We start from the raw sequence: 2,130 nt of genomic DNA on the forward strand, positions 1-2,130 counted from the left end.
CGATGACGAGGCTGCGATCAGCCTGCACCACGCCTTTGCCCTGGATGTTCGGCTCGTACTGGCGGATTCGCGTGGCGCCCCCCATGATGGCGTTGCGCAGCTGCGTGGGGGAGAGATTCGGAGCGGCCTGCGTCATGAGCGCGGCAACGCCCGCAACGAGTGGAGATGCCATCGACGTGCCGGTGTCGTAGACGTAGCGGCCGTTGGGATCGGGGCATGCGATCTGGGTTCCGGGCGCCACGACGTCAGGCTTTATGAAATGGTCGTAGAGCGTGGGACCCGTGCTCGAGTACCAGGCGACCTTGTCGTCGACGATGTCTGGGGTGCTGTAGTCGACCGTGCCGCCCACGGCAAGCACGTTGGGGGCCGCGGCAGGCGTGTCGATGGTCTGCGGGTAGGGCCCCTTGTTTCCGGCAGCGGCCACGACCAGGATACCGGCGTCATTTGCGGCCTTGGTCGCCTGCACCAGGGGATCTTTCGAGACCGGCCCTGCGGGCTTCGAGCCCAGAGACATGTTGATGACGCGGATGTTGTACTGCGCCTTGTTATCGATGGCCCACTGCACGCCGGCAATGATGGTCGAGAGCTGACCGGAGCCCTGGGAGTCCATCACCTTGATGCCCACGAGCGACGCTTCCGGCGCGGCACCCGCGTAGCAGCCGTTCGATGCGGCCCCATTGCCTGCGGCAATGCCCGCCACGTGGGTTCCGTGGCCGCGGTCGTCATAGGGCTCGCTCTGACCGTTCACAAGGTCTTGGAAGGCCACGATTCGGTCACCGAAATCGGGGTGTGGCGCGATGCCGGTGTCGATGACGGCGATGCCGACCCCTGCACCTCTGTAGCCGGCCTTCCACACACTCTGGGCGTGCACGGCCTGTACCGATGCGTTCAGCTTGCCTGCGGCCAGCGAAGGCGCGTCAGCCGAGGAGATGGGCTCGTCGAGCTTGACCACGGTGTCGGGAATGAAGGCCACTTCGCCATCGAGGCCGACGGCGGAGGCGCGCAGCGATTCGAGTGCGCTGGGGGGCAGAGACGTGGCGAACGCGTCGATGATGGGCAGGTCGAGCGTGACCTCTCCTTCAACACCGAGGGCGGCTTTGCGCAGGGTCTCACGCGTGCGTGGGTCGTGCGCCTGTATGATGACACGAGCTCTGGATTCCTCGGCTGCGGCCGTGGGGGTCATCGCGATCTCCTCTGGTGTGGGGCGGACTTCTCGTCCCTCTTCTTCTTTAATGATTGTATGACGCTGCTGCGGTTGGGGTAAAGCGCGTCAGCCCGGTCGGTTGTTAACATTCTGCAGGGTGAGACAAATAAAGAAGCCCTCCCACCGCCTCAAAGGCGTCTCGGGGAGGGCTCTTGACGCATCGCTGCGTGAGCTGTCACCGCAATCCCCCCCGGGCGCGGCGACAAGCGCTGACCCGACCCCCCGGTCGAGACGCGCTCCGTTTCCAGATCGCAATGACCCGTCAACATACTGATTGTAGCACGACGAATTGAATTTGTCCAATCCTTCACGGAAATTTTATGTGGTTGGAATCGTCGCGGCTGGGTCTGAATCAACTGACGTAGGCGCAGGGGGGCTTTCAGACCAGGTTCCCCAGTGAACGCATTCCTCCAGAGACCTTCGACCCCGTGCCAATGAGGGCGATCTTCGGTCGGGTAGCGGGTAGCCGATGGCGATGGCGCCGATGGGGGTGTGCTGTTCCCCCACCCCAAAGGCTGTGCGAAACGCCTCGACATCGAAGATGCCGAAGAACAGCGCCCCGAGCTGCTCGTCGACCGCGGTAAGGAGCATCAGCATCGCCGCGAACCCTGTGTCGATGTGCCAGAAGGGCACGGGCCAGCGTGATTCGTCGCGATCGGTCCACCCCTTGTCGTTTTCCGCGTAGCGCTCGACGTAGGCGGACTGGGACGCAAGGGGAACGATGATGAGGGGGGCGTCGAAGAGACCCGGGTAGGCAAAGCGCGTCCGGCGCTTCTGGGGAAAGAGCGCGTTCCAGAACTGTCCGGTCTCTTCGGGACCCTGCAGGACCAGGAAGGCCCACCCTTGCGTATGACCGGCCGAGGGGGCTCGGAGCGCGTTTTCGAGGATGCGTCGCACGACCTGTGGAGGCACGGGTCGGTCTTTTT

Annotated in this window: 2 protein-coding genes; both read right to left on the reverse strand. The window is 64.0% G+C overall.

Annotation, left to right across the window (positions count from 1 at the left end):
- The coding region (locus tag EB084_24225) for a hypothetical protein (GenBank protein NDD31370.1) at positions 1 to 1,183 on the reverse strand (1,183 nt) is incomplete at its 3' end.
- Positions 1,184 to 1,522: 339 nt separating this feature from the next.
- The coding region (locus EB084_24230; GenBank protein ID NDD31371.1) for a hypothetical protein at positions 1,523 to 2,130 on the reverse strand (608 nt) is incomplete at its 5' end.

This window comes from Pseudomonadota bacterium (genome assembly GCA_010028905.1).
Classification (GTDB): domain Bacteria; phylum Vulcanimicrobiota; class Xenobia; order RGZZ01; family RGZZ01; genus RGZZ01.